This is a genomic window from Parasedimentitalea psychrophila (assembly GCF_030285785.1).
GTDB lineage: Bacteria > Pseudomonadota > Alphaproteobacteria > Rhodobacterales > Rhodobacteraceae > Parasedimentitalea > Parasedimentitalea psychrophila.
Window position 1 is genome coordinate 829,716 of the sequence record NZ_CP127247.1, and the last position, 15,576, is coordinate 845,291.

Below are 15,576 nucleotides of genomic sequence, written 5' to 3' on the forward strand. Positions count from 1 at the left end.
CTCAGGTCAGCGCGACCTGCGCGATTATTTCCTCAATCACCCTGTCTGGCGTCACTCCTTCGCCCTGCGCCTCATAGCTAAGCCGTAGCCGGTGGCGGAGTACATTGGCGGCAATGGCGCGCACATCGATTGGATCTACATAGTCCCGGCCATTCAGCCAGGCATGGGTGCGGCTGCATTTATCCAGTGCCAGAGATGCACGCGGGCTGGCCCCGATCTCGATCCAGCGGCCAAGGTCAGGGCCGAACTGCTGCGGCACGCGGGTCGCATGTACGAGATCTACCATGTAGCGCTCGATTGTGTCAGAGGCATGAATGTCTACGATTTCCCGGCGGGCCTGAAACACCGAAGCTTGCGGAATAGCCGGGATCGCCTCCTTGGGCGCTTTATCCTTGGGCGCGTTGGTGGCGGCCTCTTCTCTGCGGACAAGGTGGATAACCTTTACCTCGTCTTCGACCGGCGGATAGGTAATTACCACATGCATCAGGAAACGGTCCATTTGTGCCTCGGGCAGTGGATAGGTGCCTTCCTGCTCGATCGGATTCTGAGTGGCCATGACCATGAACAAAGGCGGCATCTTATGAGTGGTTCCGGCCACTGTGACCTGCCGCTCTTCCATCGCCTCAAGAAGCGCCGCCTGAACCTTGGCTGGGGCGCGGTTGATCTCGTCCGCCAATACGATATTTGCAAAGATCGGGCCCTGTTTAAACCGGAATTCCGAGCCTTTTTCGGTCTGATAGTAGATTTCGCTACCAGTGACATCGGACGGCAAAAGATCTGGTGTGAACTGGATCCGGCTGAAATCACATTCAAGGTTTTTGGCCAGTGCCTTGACCGCGCGCGTCTTGGCCAGCCCGGGCAGGCCTTCGATCAAGAGATTGCCATTGGCAAGAAGTCCTATCACCAGTCGCTCGACGACTTCGCTCTGCCCGATGATTGACTGGCCCATCCGGGCGATCAATTCTTCGATGTCTGCACGTGCCTGAGTGGTCGTCATGGGTGTTAGCGTCCCTTATCAAAAACTTCTACAAGCAGCGAGCCGACGGCACCACTGGGCGATTTGGTTCCAAGAAAAGCAGCAATCGTCGGTGCCACGTCGACGGTATGAACTTTTCGTGCAATCTGATCCGGTTTGATATCGGGGCCGACAAAAACAATCGGAACAAAGGTGTCATAGGCCCATGGTGAGCCGTGCGCAGAGGCGACGCTCAACCCATCAAAGTCAGCGACAAACCAATGCGGCTCAAAAACCACATAGATGTCACCAGACCGATCCGGGTGGAAATTTGCCAGCACTGCACTGGTGATCTGCGTGTCCGGCACTGCGCCGGTTCGCAGCGCCTGGCTGCCAACCGCATATGCGATACCCGGCAGTTTTTGCAGTTCTTCGGCCACAGCAGCCTCCACTTTGGCCAGGTCCAAACCCATCTCGAGGATCGCGTCTTGGTTCAAGTACACATAGGGGTTGGTAAAACTATCAATGAGCGCCTCACCCAGACCAAATTGTTCCTTGAGCCGGGCCAGCCCCGGCTGGACATTGACGGTCTTGAAATTGAAATTCTGGGCTTCGATTCCCAGTGTCTTGAGATACCCAGCCGCTTCTGGCGCGCCGTGATCAGCCGAGAGCACGACCAGCGTATTGTCGAGCCCAACCTTGGCGTCCACATGGGCCAGAAGATCGGCAATGGTACGATCCAATCGTTTGAGGTTATCTTCTGCCTCAAGGCTCGACGGGCCGAAAATATGGCCGATATAATCCGTCGAAGACAGGCTTACCGAAAGATAGTCTGGCACGCTATCTTGTCCAAGGCTCTCGGCGTCAAGAAGGGTCTTGGCAAAATCGACAGTAATCTCATCTCCGGCCGGGCTAAGGGTCAACAACGTCGTGTAATATTTGCTGCCTGCGGATCCGTAACTGTGCGGAAATATCTGACCCCAGCCGGGGAAATCTGTTTCCCAATCCTGGGCATCGCGATCAATAAAAGTATAGTCTTTGGGATCCAAAAGCAGGGTCCAGTCGGTATCGGCATAAGACGCGACCAAGCCCTTGGTCTCCCAGTCAGCCATCCAGGCCGGGTACTCCTGCCGGTAGAAAGTGCTGGTTACAAAACGACCTTCGGACTTTGAGAACCAGTAGGCGTCGCCCGCGTGGCCGGCCATTGAAATGGCCCCCCGATCCTTGACCGAAACACCAAAGATCTTGGCCTTTGGACCGAAATGCAACGCGATCTCGTCCCCTATGGTTGAGGTCAGGATGTTGCGGGGCGAACGACCATCCGTCGTCGCCGCACGTTGCGTCGGGTCGACCTCAGCGGATTGGTCAACACCCTCAGCCCCGACCAATGGAAAATCAGCGTCTTGCACATTGTAAAACTCTGTTCCGGTTTTCCTGTCGAACCAAAGGTTGGCGACCATGCCGTGAATGGCAGGATCAGTTCCGGTTGCCAGAGTCGTATGTCCAACAATTGTTTCGGTATTGGCATGGCGATGATGGGCATTGGTGAAGACCACGCCATTTTCCAGCAAATAGTTAAACCCACCTTCTCCAAAACCCTTGCCATAGCGGCTAATCAAATCCCCGCGCAATTGATCCACGGTGATCTGCAGGACAAGTCGGGGCGGTTCGTTGCGCGGTTCTGCCCAGATCCATCCGGGGGTACAAAACATCAGCGAAGCACCGACCAAGGCGCGGGAAATGGTTGATGGCAACATGACCGGATAGTCCTTCATAACTCGCTGAGCATTTGAAATTGGGAACCGAGCCAACAGATCCATCTAAGCCTTCTACTGCTCGATCCACTTTGCCAAATTGTCAGGCACATTTTCAAAACAGGCGACAGAAAATCCAATAGGTGAGACCGGCAGGCAATATGCCCGCCAGTCTCAGACTTCATTTAGTTCGATGTAGTATTGCTGCTCAGTTTTTCGAGCACGGCACCAAGATTGAAGCTTCCGGGTTTCTGACGCGGCGGGAAGTCGACATATGTGGCAAGATGCTGCGAGACATAGGCCACGGCCGGCAAGATCAGGAACACACGCTCAAAACGCCACATGTCGTAATTCGCGGCCTCGTGATCCGCACGCTCGAACGGGTCGCCCAATAGGTCAAACAGCTTGGGCACACGAAGTTCCACAAAGGGTTCCTGCCACACGTCAAATCCATGCCCGCGCTGCTCAAGGAAGACCATTTTCCAGCGATCGTAGCGTAGGTTTGCCAGATCACCATCGTCGGTCCAATAGAAGAACTCCTTGCGCGGACCTTCCTCAACCTCACCCTTGAAATAGGGCAGCATGTTGTACCCATCGAGATGGACCTTGTAGTCGCGTCCAATGGCCGAGTGTCCGTTCAGGAGTTTTTCCTTGATATCGTCTTCGCCAACAGCCGCCAAAATCGTCGGCAGCATGTCTTCGTGAGAGAAAATATCGTTATAGACCGAACCGGGCTCGATCACGCCAGGCCACTTGATCATGGTGGGGACGCGATAGCCGCCTTCCCAGTTCGAGTTCTTCTCGTTTCGGAACGGGGTCATGCCACCATCTGGCCAAGTGAAGACTTCGGCACCGTTGTCCGAGGAATACATGATAATCGTGTTGTCAGAGACCCCCAGCTCGTCGACCTTGTCGAGCAGCTGGCCAACATGCAGATCATGCTCGGCCATTCCGTCGGCATATATGCCAAGTCCGGTCACGCCCTGAGACTCTTCTTTCAGCCGGGTAATAACATGCATTCGGGTGGTATTGTACCACAAGAAGAACGGCTTATTCGCCGCTACGGCGCGCTCCATGAAGTCGATGGCGCTGGCGGTCACCTCGTCATCGACAGTTTCCATCCGCTTACGGGTCAGCGGCCCGGTATCCTCGATCTGACCGTCAGCAGACGACTTGATTACGCCGCGAGGGCCGAATTTCTCGCGGAAAGCAGGATCCTTCGGATAATCCTCATGCTCGGGCTCTTCTTCGGCATTGAGGTGATAAAGGTTGCCAAAAAATTCGTCAAAACCGTGGTTGGTGGGCAGGTGCTTATCCAGGTCGCCAAGATGGTTTTTACCATACTGCGCGGTCATGTATCCGTGGTTCTTCAACAGACCTGCTACGGTTGGATCTTGCTCAGACAGCCCTTCCTGGGCGCCTGGAAGACCAACTTTCAACAGACCGGTTCGAAACGGGCTCTGGCCGGTAACGAAGGCTGCTCGACCAGCGGTACAGCTTTGCTGTCCATACCAGTCGGTGAACAGCGCGCCCTCGCTGGCGATCCGGTCGATATTGGGCGTGCGATAGCCCATCATGCCCCGGTTATAGGCGCTGGTATTCATCCAGCCGATATCGTCGCCCCAGATGATTAGAAAGTTGGGTTTCTCAGTCTCAGCCGTAACCTGGGTTGCGATCACCGTCGCACATGCCAATGCGCATAGTCGGGGAAAAAGACCTAAAGGGATCCTGAATCGTGTCTTCATAACCGTCTCCTGAAAAATATTCCGCAAATTGCCTGCTAGAATTACTCAATATATCTACATCAGCCATTCTCACCATTGGCCAATAGCTGTCAACTCCGGCCTTCAAGAAAGCCCACAAGCTGGCAGCATAATCAGGTGTCACGGCCTGTGATCACCGGAGACAAAATGGCAATTGATCTTCACGAAGACCTCATCCCGGTGCTATTTCTAACTCGATTACGCAGTCAGGCCGACTGGCGCTCCACTTAGGGGCCAACTGGCGCTCCACTTAGGGAATGTCGGTTTAGAGGCGCATTCAGATGACAACAGTCGTCATGACGCACAAAGTTGGAAACATGGAGACTTGGCGCAAAGCGAAGAAGAGGAAAACGGATTTTAACGGCAGGTGCAGTGGGTTCTGGGCATCCCCGCACGGCGTTCTCTTATTTTAAAACCAAACGATACTGCGCGACACCGACCATCATCATGATTGTGGCAAATACGAAATAGATCGCGACCCAGAGATACTGGGTTTCAATCCCTACCCCAAGGTCAATGCCCAGCCCCGTGATACCGGGCCCGATGGCTGAGCCCAGCACCATGACCGCCGCCGCCATCGCCTTAATCGAGCCAAGATGCCGTGTGCCGAAGAACTCAGCCCAAAAGGCATTGGGCAGGGTAGAGTTGGCCCCAGAGGTCAGCGCCAGAAAGAAAAAACCAAGCAGCATGGTCGAGTAGCTATCAGCATATGCAAAGGTGATGAAGGCCGCCACCATGGGCAGTTGATACCAAGGGATCAGCCGGTGCGTGCCGATCCTGTCTAATGCCCAGCCTGACAGAACCATCGCAATGATGCCGACCATGATGTAGAAGGGGAACATTGCCACCAATTCAACATGGGTCATCTGTTTGATGGCCGCGAAATGTACCTGGTGGAAGAAAAATGCGGTTCCGAATGCCGACGGCCCCAACAGGGCGGGCACCATGAACCAAAAAAGAGGGTGGCGAAACGTCTGGTTGCGGGTCCAGTGCAAGGCTTGCATGCCCAGCGACTGATCAGACTGCGTCATAGATTGTGGCGTTCGTTCTTTGCGCAAAAGCATCAGCAAAATGGGGACTCCGCACACCGCGAGGATCGCAGCACCGCCCCAAAGCAGACGCCAATCATAGATCGCCATGAGAGCGACAAAAACCAGTGGCAGCACAGCTTGGCCCGCAGCGAAGCCAAGCGTAGCGACAGACAAGGCCTTGCCACGCGTCGCAGTGAACCACCGCGACATAGCGACCAGGGCAATAAGACTGGCCATGCCTTGACCGGTGAACCGCAGGCAGAAGATGACCAGAGGCAAGAGCCACCACACCGGATTGAGTGCCATGAAAAGGCATGCGCCCGCCAGCATCACGAGGATGACTGCCCCAAGAGAGCGCACGCGAAAATGATCGGTCAGCCCCCCTGCCCAAACCATGACAGCGGCTGATGCGGTGGTGCCAACAGCATAGATGCCGCCCCACTGACCATGTGAGATCTGAAACACTTCGCGAATTTCTCCAGCGAAGATCGAAATGAAATACGTCTGCCCGAAGCTGCTGAGAAAGGTCAGCAGCATCCCGGCGCTGAGCCAGCGCGCGTTGTCACGAAGAAAGGCAAGAATAGTCATGCTCCTCTGTTGCGTGTATTAAACCCAATAGGAAGCAATTTATTATCAGGCACACGGCGTGATCCAAATCGGAAGAATGCAACGCCCTGGGCTTTCGCCGCACTCGCGACCTTTACCGCTCGGGTCTTTACCTCGCGTGGAATGATCACCAAAGCCGAGGCCGCCGCCTTTGTCGCGGCTGGTTTCAGCGAGAAGCAGATCCTGGATGTGGTCTTGGCGGTCGCAGTAAAGACCCTGAGAAATATCTCGAACCACATCTTCCACAATGACCTGGACGAGGCGGTTGCGCCTTACCGGGTCGCAGTTAAATTGGCACCAGTCGTCGCGCTCGCCAACGAATAAGGGCCCTTGGTATCGGAGTTGAACATGCCGCATGAAATTCATGAAGTCTCCGCGCAGATTGTGAATGGGTTTGTAGCACCCGATGCAAAAGGCGAGGCAACTACAAGCATCGGCGGTAACCCCGCCGGTGTTGTTCTGGACGCCGACGACCTCAGCGAAAAAGATATGCTGGCGATTGCCGGAAAAATCGGGCTCTCCGAAACGGTCTTTGTTTCGCAGTCCGAGACCGAAGGCTTTAAGTTGGATTTCTTCACGCCAAACCGCCGAATTGCCCATTGCGGCCACGCCACAATTGCCAGTTTCTCTTATCTCTCGGCGCTGGGTCGGGTGGCCGAGGGCGAGACATCGAAGGAAACCGTGGATGGCCCCAGGAAAATCATCATCAAGGACGGTGCCGCATATATGGAGCAACTGGCCCCCAGCTATCGCAACCCTGAGGCTTGGGCCGCTGAAGCTGTTTCCCAGGACGATGTGCTCAACTCACTGGGCCTGACACTGTCAGACCTCGCCACAGGGAGCCCGCCGACCCTGGTCAATACTGGCAATAGTTTTGTCATTATCGGTGTTGCAAATGCCAAGACGCTGCGCCAGATCCGGCCCGATTTCGCGGCGATAAGCCGGATCAGCGAGAGCCTGGATCTAATCGGTTATTATGTGTTCACCACGGATCCAAAGTTCACCCGCAAGGCTGCAACAACCCGCATGTTCGCGCCGCGCTATGGCATTGACGAAGAATCGGCCACCGGCACGGCGGCTGGACCGCTGGCTTGTTATTTGCATGATGTGCTTGGCGTACGGAATCCGCAGATCACCATTGAACAAGGCCATTTCATGGAACCGGCATCACCGAGCCTCATCACCGTTGATCTGATCACCAAAAACGGCAAGATCACCAGCCTGATGGCCGGTGGCCGAGGCGTTGCGATGAAACGTCTCATGATCCGATATTGAAAACGATCCGGCCAAAAGAGAAAGCTTGATGTCTGGATAGGCGGTCCAGTGCTCCAAGGCACTGGACTAACCGGAGTGGGCTGCAATCAACGTCTCAGCCGCAGACTTGGCATCCCGGGCTGGATGATCGCTGTGGCCCATGACCGCCATGATGATGGCGCCTTCTTTCAGGATCATCAGTTGCCGGGTCAGTTCCTCGGGGTCGCGCGCGATGACAGATCGGGCGATTTTCAGAAAATGATCGCCCAGCAGGCGTTTGTGCTCGGCTGACTGAGTGTGGATCGGATGGTCGGATTCCTGGAACTCGGCGCTGGCCTTGATGAACATGCAGCCCCGAAACTCGGGCTTGGCAAACCACTCCTCCAGCGCATCAAACACCGCCAGAAGCTGCTCCTTGGGAGTATCGGCCATGGCTGCGACCCGGCGGTAGAGCCAGTTTCGGAAATTCTCGTCGCGCAGTCGCAGAGTGGCCAGGATGATGTCTTCCTTGGTGCGGAAATGCCTATACATCGAGGTCTTGGAAATGCCGGTTTCTTTGACCAGCAGGTCCATACCAGTGGCGTGAAATCCGTGGTGGTAAAACACATCTAACGCTTTGCGTACGATCTCGTCCCGTTTGTTAGGGCGCATGATTCGATCCTTATTGTTACAGATCAGTACTTAATGCGCATTGCAGGCAGCTTCAAATGGCAAATTTTTCACTTTTGATTACAGCGCCTTACCGCAATATCACGCAGCTCCTCTGAAAACTCTCAACGTGATCAATTGACAAATGTAACCGTTCGGTACACTTATGGCCCTACAAACGCTACCGATCAGTACCCTCACCGACTCGTTCTCAGAAAAGGTATTTACCATGACACGTCTGCTTCCGTCGCTTCACTCCACCCTCTCCCCCCTTGTTCTTGCCGCAGCCATCGGTCTGGGTGGACTGGCCAAGGCCGACGACGGCCTGCCGCATCCGGGCTTTGAGATCACCGCCGGAAATACCGCACTGCTGGTCACCGACCCGCAGAATGATTTCCTGCATCCCGACGGCGTTGCCTGGGGCGTTGTTGGTAAAAACGTCATCGAAAACGGCACCGTCGAGCACATTGAAGAACTGTTCGCCACCGCCCAGCAAACCGGCATGCCGGTGTTTGTTTCGCCGCATTACTATTACCCCCACGACCACGGTTGGAAGTTCGAGGGAACGCTGGAAAAGCTGATGCATACGATTGGCATGTTTGACCGCAAAGGCGCGCTGGATACGGCAGAATTTGAAGGCTCGGGTGCCGACTGGCTGGCGCGCTACAAACCCTACATCAACGATGGCCACACTGTTGTCACCAGCCCGCACAAAGTGTTCGGCCCGGAAACCAACGATCTGGTCCTGCAGATGCGCAAACAGGGCATCGACAAGGTGATCATCGCCGGAATGTCGGCAAATCTGTGTACCGAATCCCACATGCGGGAACTGCAGGAGCAAGGGTTTGAGGTGATGGTGGTCAGCGACGCCACTGCTGCCGCTCAACTGCCCGGCCTGGATGGCTACGCCGCAGCAATGGTCAACTTCCGCATGATCGCCAGTGATGTGGCTGACACCGAAACCGTGACCGCCGCCATGCTGGCCGCCGTCAACTGACCCCAGCTGGCCCCTCGTACCCCGGCTTATGCTTGCCTGATTGCCGGGGTGCGATCCTACAAATGGAGAAAACAATGACCCGCCCACCGCTGCCGCCCTTTGATGACGCCTCTGCCCGCCAAAAAGTGCGCATGGCCGAAAACGCCTGGAACAGTCGCGACCCTGACACGGTGACACAGGCCTATACCGAGACCAGCCAATGGCGCAATCGGAGTGAGTTCCTGACCGGCCATGCCGAAATCCACGCCTTTCTGACCCGCAAATGGGCGTCTGAGGCCGAGTATCGCCTGATCAAAGAGCTTTGGGCCACGGCCGCAAACCGCATCGCCGTGCGTTTTGCCTATGAAAGCTGCGACCACGAGGGAAATTGGACCCGATCCTACGGCAATGAAAATTGGGAGTTTGCCGCTGATGGCCGCATGTCCCGCCGCATTGCCAGCATCAATGATCTGAAAATCACCGCAGATGAGCGCTTGTTTCACTGGCCACAAGGGATCCGCCCCGACGACCACCCCGGCCTCAGTGATCTTGGACTTTAAACCTTAAAAGGAGACGACAGATGGCACTCGCCTTTGCAGATATCGCATTTACCCCCTCCGTTCGGGCCGAACAGGACCGGCGCGGGTCCGCCAAGACCTATGGCAAATTCCTGTCGGATGAACGCTGGGGCGGCGACCGGATCGGCCCAGAAGAGGCCGCGTTCCTGACCGATCGTGACGGCTTCTTTCAGGCCAGCACATCGGAAACCGGCTGGCCCTATGTGCAGTTTCGAGGTGGCACGCCGGGTTTTGTCAAAATTCTGGACGACAAAACCATCGCCTATGCCGATTACCGCGGCAATCGCCAGTATATCAGCACCGGCAATCTGGCCCATTCCAACCGCATCTCGATCATCGCGATGGACTACCCCAACCAGCGGCGATTGAAGCTGTGGGGCGAGGTCGAGTTTATCGACCCCGAGGAAGACCCAGACCTGCTGGCCCAGTTGCACAGCGGCAAGGAAATTGTCGAACGCATCGTCAAGATCACCGTCTCGGCCTTTGACTGGAACTGCCCGCGCCACATCCCGCGCCGCTTCACCCTGGAAGAGCTGGAACCCGAACTCTCAACCCTGCGCGACCGTCTGGCCGAGCTGGAAGCCGAAAACGCCCAACTGAAGCGCCAGCACTGAACACACCTGCCAAAACATCCCGTTAGAAAGGAATTCCCAATGAAACCCTCAATACTGAAACTTGCAGCCCCGGCCCTTGTCGCCGCAGCACTCGCCCTGCCCACCGCGTCAATTGCGGCAAACCCTGCGACCACAGGCACTCAGTTCAAGTCAGCCGAAATCGACGGGTTGAACATCGCCTACCGCGAGGCGGGTGACCCCTCTAAGCCAACCGTTCTGCTGCTGCACGGCTTTCCCACCTCGTCGCATATGTTCCGCAACCTGATCCCGGAACTGGCCGAAAACTACCATGTGATCGCGCCGGATTACCCTGGCTTTGGCGCCTCGGACATGCCCGACGCCGCCGAGTATGAGTATTCTTTTGCCAATACCGCCGCATTGATGACCGGGTTGTTGGATCACAAAGGCGTCGACAAATACGCCGTCTACCTGATGGATTATGGCGCACCGGTTGGCTATCGCATGTTTGCACAAAACCCCGAGCGCGTCAGCGGTTTCATCATCCAGAACGGCAACGCCTACGAGGAAGGTTTGCGCGAATTCTGGGACCCGATCAAAGCTTACTGGGCCGACCCGTCGGTGGCAAACGGCGATGCATTGCGGGGCTTTCTAAAGCTGGACGCCACCAAATGGCAGTTCACCCACGGGGTACAAGATCCGACCTCGATCAGCCCCGACAATTTCTGGCATGTGCAATACCTGCTGGATCGCCCGGGCAACCAAGAGGTGCAGCTGGAGATGTTCCTGGACTACGGTACCAACGTCGGTGAATACCCCAAATGGCAGGCGCTGTTTCGCGAGCACCAACCCCCAGCTCTGCTGATGTGGGGCGGCAATGACGTGATCTTCCCCGAGGAAGGTGCCCACCCCTACAAACAGGACCTCAACGATCTTGAATTCCACATCCTCAACACTGGGCACTTTGCGCTGGAAGAATACGGCGATGAGATCGCAGCCGAAATGAAAGAGTTCCTTGGCCGCGTCGCCGAGTAATCAACTGAGGACACACGCGTCTTCAGAATGCGGTGGGACCCCGGTTGGGGTATAGTGGAGTGTTCTCTCTTGGGTCAAAATTCGTCAGCTTGCCTAAATGAGAGAACCTTCCAACCGCCCGCCCGCAGCAAAATAGTCTATTTCGGCCTGGCTTGGGCCATAATAGGTGCGACATTTCAGGATGATGGAACGAACATCTTTGTTTTTGTGACCTGGCTACTCTGACGATGACAGAAATTTGCGGCCCAGGCTGTAAATGAGCAAGGCCCCGGCAGGCCAGAGCACCCAAGGGTAGCCGTTCCAGCTGAATAAATTCACCAGGGTGAGAGCGGTGATGATCACCAGCAATTGTGCTGGAACGATTGCGCTGAAACGTGCTGGGATCAGCGTCTGGGCCCGCTTTAACCCGCCGATCGTTGCGACGGCCAAGATGGGCCAATGTGCCCAGATTGACCCGCCCGTGACCAAGTTAATCAATAAAAACGCGCCGCAAAGAAAGGCTGCGAGCATGGCAGTGCGTGACAGTGGAAGCTGCTGACGAGGGGCGGAGGTTTTGGCTTTGGTTTTGTCGGTGTCAGGCCTATGGGCGGCGACTGTTGGTTTCTGTTTCCAACGGCTGATCAAGCCCGGCTTGGACATCGCGATACGATAAATCGGAATATCAGCCGACAGGTTGCGTGGGCGCTTTTCCCCCAGGTATTCAAACCCGATGGTAAGCTTGCTGTGAACCTGGTCATAGACCTGCTGCGAGATCAGCACACCGCCGGGTTCAGCCATGCTTTGCAGGCGGGCGGCCAGGTTCACGCCTTCGCCAATCAGGTCATCTCCGTCGACGATCACATCCCCGAGATGGACACCGATCCTAAACTTCAGGCTTCCATCACTGGCGCCAAGTTCAAGTTGTGCTTCGATAGCGCATTGTGTCGCTTCAACTGTAGACGGAAAATCGGCAATGAAACCGTCGCCGGCGGTATTGACGATGCGACCACCGTGACGTGTGATCAGCTTGCCAAAAATATCGCGGGCAGCATGCAGGTCGGCATAGGTACCCACCTCATCAACTTGCATCGAGCTGCTGAAACCTGCAGCATCGGCCGCAAGAATTGTGGTGAGTTTTCGCGTGACATTAACAGACATTACGCGCCTCTTCTCTTGGTTCAGGTGCAACATGGACCCCAGAAGGCATGCTTGCAAGGCCAGCAACCGAGGGGCAAGGAAATCAGCAGAAATTTGCATTTGGGTGTCGAAATACGCGCAAAAGCAGGACCACTTCACGACGACGAAATCGCAACGAATTTAGCCCAACCATCTTATGGAGCACCAGAAAATCCTCGGCATGTCGGTGTGACTTGCAAGCCTTGATCCAGCGATCAAGGAGCCCGCGGATGACGTTTGTCTCTCTTGCCCATAGCTCCAAGAAGAAGGTGATATGGAGCGAAGAGTTTCCGCTGGTTCGGGCAGATTGATTGCCTGCATCCGGCAAGGGCAGGCTATCAGCTGCGGCAACAGTGAATTTTTAGATCATTGGGGTTTGCCCTCACGATGACGACTTAGAAAGTCGTCAATCTCCTGTTGGGTCGGACGTTCGCCTGCAAAAACCTCAACATAATGGCACCCTGCTTGTGCGCGATCCATCCGGGTCTCGACGACTTGTTTCGAGTAGTACCCGCTTTGCGTCAAGATAGTCGTCAGTGCCCTATAGTTCGCGGCTTCAGATGGCATACCAAAACGAAGAAATATTGCCCGAACTGCGTCCAATCGGGCCTCGTCCGAGGTCTCCACCAATTTTTGCAGCTTTACATCGTTTCGGGCCCAGTTGTGGATTGCCAGGTCAAGCGGCGCATCAAAAAGCTCAGGATCAATCCAACAATCAGTCAGCTGGAATAACGCGGAACACAGACTATCCGCAGGACCAGCGCAGCGTTCAAGTATGATGCCGGTATTGCGGTCTTGCCAGATATCGACAAGCGCGTTGTGCAACTCTGCCAAATCTTTGAAGTGCCAGTAAAACCCGGTTCTGGTTAGGTTCAGTTTCTTCGCAAGCGGCATGATTTTGACGGCTTCGATGCCCTCCTGCACCAACAGATCATAGGCAGCGCCAAGCCAAACGTCTCGGGTTGCACGTGCACGGGGTTGTGGGGTGGTTTCCATGGCGTGATTCTATTTAACTTGACAGATGTGTCAATTGCAGAAAACATGAACTGACACATGTGTCATGTTCTGTGTTTCCGTTACCGCCCCCGAGGATGCCCTATGTCAAACGACCCTTTGCTTCAGCCATTTCAACTAAAGCACCTAACCCTGCGCAACCGGATCATGACAACCAGCCATGAACCCGCCTATCCTGAAGACGGGATGCCAAAGGAGCGCTACGCGGCCTACCATGCGGAACGCGCCAAAGCCGGTGTGGCCCTGGTTATGACGGCAGGGTCAGCAGCGGTCAGCAAAGACAGCCCGCCGGTCTTCAACAATATCCTCGCCTATCGTGACGACGTGGTGCCTTGGATTCAGAACCTGACAGATGCGGTGCATGAGCACGGCTGTGCTGCGATGATACAGTTGACCCACCTCGGACGGCGCACCACCTGGAACAAAGGCCATTGGCTGCCATCAGTGTCCTCATCCAGACATCGCGAACCCGCACACCGCGCTTTTCCGAAATTGATCGAAGACTGGGATATCGAGCGGATCATTAGTGATTTCGCAGACGCGGCAGAGCGTATGCAGGCAGGCGGCATGGACGGCATTGAATTGCAGGTCTATGGCCACCTGCTGGATCAGTTCTGGTCTCCGCTGACCAATGATCTAACCGGCCCGTATGGGGCCGACACGCTGGAAAACCGCATGCGCTTCCCGATGGATGTCATGGAGGCTATTCGCAAGCGCGTCGGGGTCGATTTCATCGTCGGCCTGCGTTACACGGCTGATGAAGCGCAAAAGGGCGGCATCTCCCCTGAAGAAGGGTTGGAGATTTCCAAACGGCTCGCAGCAACCGGTAAAATCGACTTTCTCAACGTGATCCGGGGCCGCATCCATACCGATCCCGCCATGACCGATGTGATCCCGGTTCAGGGCATGAAAGGCGCACCGCATCTTGATTTTGCAGGCGAAGTGAAAAAAGCAACCGGCATGCCGACGTTTCATGCGGCCAAGATCCCCGATGTTGCCACCGCCCGTCATGCGGTGCAGGCCGGGTTGCTGGATATGGTCGGGATGACCCGGGCGCATATGGCGGATCCTCATATCGTGCGCAAAATAATAGAGGGGCGTGAGGAGGACATCCGCCCCTGTGTTGGGGCCACTTACTGTCTCGACCGCATCTATCAGGCTGGCGATGCGCTTTGCATTCACAACGCCGCCACCGGTCGCGAGCTATCCATGCCGCATGAGATTGCCCCGGCCGATGCCAGCAAGAAAATCGTGATTATCGGCGCCGGCCCGGCCGGATTGGAGGCGGCGCGCGTCGCGGCAGAGCGCGGCCATGAGGTCACGGTTTTTGAGGCCGCAGCCGAGCCCGGAGGACAAATTCGTCTGACTGCGCAGAACCCGCGACGACGCGAGATGATCTCGATCATCGACTGGCGCATGGCCCAATGCGCGGCCCGCGATGTTGCGTTTCAGTTCAACACCTGGGCCGAGGTTGAAGACGTCACTGCGCTTGACCCCGATGTGGTGATCGTTGCGACCGGAGGCATGCCCAACACCGCGCTGTTTGAACAGGCCGGCGAGCAGCCCAATGTGGTGACAACCTGGGATATCATTTCGGGCGATGTGAAGCCTGCGGGGACTGTCCTGATTTATGACGAAAGCGGCGATCACCCGGCGTTGCAAGCGGCAGAGGTTGCAGCCAATGCCGAGGCTGTGGTCGAAATTATGACACCTGATCGCACCTTTGCACCCGATGTGATGGCCATGAACCTGGTGCCCTACATGCGGTCTCTGCAAGACAAGGACGTGACCTTCACCCTCGCCCGTCGCCTGCTTGACGTGAAACGCGATGGCAACAGGCTGATTGCGACGGTGGGCACAGACTATAGTGACCACACATATGAGGCGGAGTTTGAACAGATTGTGGTCAACTACGGCACCTTGCCACTGGACGATCTCTATTTTGATCTCAAGCCACTGTCTTCAAACGAAGGCGCGGTGGATCACGAAGCTCTCATCGCTGGCAATCCGCAAACGCTCACGCGCAACACAAACGGGCAGTTCCAGCTGTTCCGCATTGGCGATGCGGTTTCGGCCCGCAACACACATGCCGCGATTTATGACGCGTTGCGTCTGATGAAGGATATCTGACATTTGAAGCACAACAACCAGCCATGTGATTTAGAGGTGGTCGCCGGAATTCGGACCCGTGGTTAAGGTGGATCACCTTGTGAGAGAGGTGATCCGAAATGATGA

14 protein-coding genes are annotated in these 15,576 nt (G+C 55.8%); 7 read left to right on the plus strand and 7 right to left on the minus strand.

The genetic code is table 11. From position 1 onward, the window contains the following. Position 1: 1 nt before the first annotated feature. The 4 genes from QPJ95_RS03990 to QPJ95_RS04005 all read right to left on the minus strand — a co-directional run bounded on the left by QPJ95_RS03990 (position 2) and on the right by QPJ95_RS04005 (position 6,091). Positions 2-997 (minus strand): AAA family ATPase, encoded by a 996-nt coding sequence (locus tag QPJ95_RS03990; protein WP_270919052.1) that lies wholly within the window; start codon positions 995-997, stop codon positions 2-4. Between the two features lie 5 nt (positions 998-1,002). Further along, positions 1,003-2,712: an alkaline phosphatase family protein gene (locus tag QPJ95_RS03995; protein ID WP_270919051.1), complete on the minus strand. Its 1,710-nt coding sequence runs from the start codon at positions 2,710-2,712 to the stop codon at positions 1,003-1,005. 182 nt (positions 2,713-2,894) lie between these two features. Then, complete coding sequence (locus tag QPJ95_RS04000; protein WP_270919141.1) at positions 2,895-4,454, minus strand: arylsulfatase; 1,560 nt, start codon at positions 4,452-4,454, stop codon at positions 2,895-2,897. 422 nt (positions 4,455-4,876) lie between these two features. Continuing rightward, complete coding sequence (locus tag QPJ95_RS04005) at positions 4,877-6,091, minus strand: MFS transporter (RefSeq protein WP_270919050.1); 1,215 nt, start codon at positions 6,089-6,091, stop codon at positions 4,877-4,879. Between the two features lie 141 nt (positions 6,092-6,232). On the opposite strand from QPJ95_RS04005, the gene QPJ95_RS04010 reads away from it, so the two are divergent. After that, positions 6,233-6,433: a carboxymuconolactone decarboxylase family protein gene (locus QPJ95_RS04010; RefSeq protein ID WP_286018241.1), complete on the plus strand. Its 201-nt coding sequence runs from the start codon at positions 6,233-6,235 to the stop codon at positions 6,431-6,433. A gap of 24 nt (positions 6,434-6,457) precedes the next feature. Further along, positions 6,458-7,384, plus strand: coding sequence for a PhzF family phenazine biosynthesis protein (locus QPJ95_RS04015; RefSeq protein WP_270919048.1), 927 nt, complete (start codon positions 6,458-6,460; stop codon positions 7,382-7,384). A gap of 66 nt (positions 7,385-7,450) precedes the next feature. Here QPJ95_RS04015 and QPJ95_RS04020 read toward each other — a convergent pair whose 3' ends face one another. Beyond that, the gene (locus QPJ95_RS04020; RefSeq protein WP_270919047.1) at positions 7,451-8,014 is read right to left on the minus strand and encodes a TetR/AcrR family transcriptional regulator; all 564 of its coding nucleotides are present in this window, start codon (positions 8,012-8,014) and stop codon (positions 7,451-7,453) included. Positions 8,015-8,240: 226 nt separating this feature from the next. Between QPJ95_RS04020 and QPJ95_RS04025 the strand changes: the two genes are divergently transcribed. The 4 genes from QPJ95_RS04025 to QPJ95_RS04040 all read left to right on the plus strand — a co-directional run bounded on the left by QPJ95_RS04025 (position 8,241) and on the right by QPJ95_RS04040 (position 11,172). Continuing rightward, positions 8,241-9,008, plus strand: a complete 768-nt coding sequence (locus QPJ95_RS04025; protein WP_270919046.1) for a cysteine hydrolase — start codon at positions 8,241-8,243, stop codon at positions 9,006-9,008. A 74-nt stretch (positions 9,009-9,082) separates the two neighbouring features. Beyond that, entirely contained in the window at positions 9,083-9,547 is a 465-nt protein-coding gene (locus tag QPJ95_RS04030) for a nuclear transport factor 2 family protein (protein ID WP_270919045.1), read from the plus strand. Positions 9,548-9,567: 20 nt separating this feature from the next. Beyond that, the gene (locus QPJ95_RS04035; protein WP_270919044.1) at positions 9,568-10,179 is read left to right on the plus strand and encodes a pyridoxamine 5'-phosphate oxidase family protein; all 612 of its coding nucleotides are present in this window, start codon (positions 9,568-9,570) and stop codon (positions 10,177-10,179) included. Positions 10,180-10,218: 39 nt separating this feature from the next. Next, complete coding sequence (locus QPJ95_RS04040; RefSeq protein WP_270919043.1) at positions 10,219-11,172, plus strand: alpha/beta fold hydrolase; 954 nt, start codon at positions 10,219-10,221, stop codon at positions 11,170-11,172. A 216-nt stretch (positions 11,173-11,388) separates the two neighbouring features. Here QPJ95_RS04040 and QPJ95_RS04045 read toward each other — a convergent pair whose 3' ends face one another. Together QPJ95_RS04045 and QPJ95_RS04050 are read right to left on the minus strand one after the other, a co-directional pair. After that, positions 11,389-12,408 (minus strand): adenylate/guanylate cyclase domain-containing protein, encoded by a 1,020-nt coding sequence (locus QPJ95_RS04045; protein ID WP_270919042.1) that lies wholly within the window; start codon positions 12,406-12,408, stop codon positions 11,389-11,391. A gap of 285 nt (positions 12,409-12,693) precedes the next feature. Next, the gene (locus QPJ95_RS04050) at positions 12,694-13,323 is read right to left on the minus strand and encodes a TetR/AcrR family transcriptional regulator (protein WP_270919041.1); all 630 of its coding nucleotides are present in this window, start codon (positions 13,321-13,323) and stop codon (positions 12,694-12,696) included. A gap of 102 nt (positions 13,324-13,425) precedes the next feature. Here QPJ95_RS04050 and QPJ95_RS04055 point away from each other — a divergent pair, with 102 nt between their 5' ends. Next, positions 13,426-15,471, plus strand: coding sequence for an NADH:flavin oxidoreductase (locus QPJ95_RS04055; protein WP_270919040.1), 2,046 nt, complete (start codon positions 13,426-13,428; stop codon positions 15,469-15,471). Positions 15,472-15,576: the final 105 nt, after the last annotated feature.